This window comes from Staphylococcus sp. GDX8P80P (assembly GCF_017893095.1).
Taxonomy (GTDB): Bacteria; Bacillota; Bacilli; order Staphylococcales; family Staphylococcaceae; genus Staphylococcus; species Staphylococcus borealis.
The window spans coordinates 1-260 of the sequence record NZ_JAESMI010000256.1 but is presented as its reverse complement, the minus strand read 5'-3'; the positions used below and the strand labels follow the sequence as shown (position 1 = coordinate 260).

The 260-nt window shown below is 65.8% G+C and carries 1 protein-coding gene; it reads left to right on the top strand.

What is annotated here, in order from left to right; translation table 11 throughout:
• Positions 1-260 (top strand): hypothetical protein (locus tag KA858_RS12680; RefSeq protein ID WP_210135852.1); only part of this gene is annotated, 260 nt, incomplete at both ends.

Genomic DNA, 260 nt, shown 5'->3' with positions numbered 1-260 from the left:
CAGGAGCTGGATCTGCTCTCGCCGGCTCAGCGTATGGCTGACCTGCAGGACCAAGCAGCAGAAGCAGACGCCCGCGCTGCCGATTGGGCTGGACGTGAGTACCGACCCAACCCCACGGAGCTGCCAGAACATGCGGCCAATGGCGGCCCGGCAGACATTCAGGAGGCGAACGAGCAGCGCCGGCTGAAAAACATCCAGCAGGCGCAGCAGGAGGCGGCAGCAGCCCGGGCGCAGGTCGACCAGGTTGAAGGCGAAGGTAA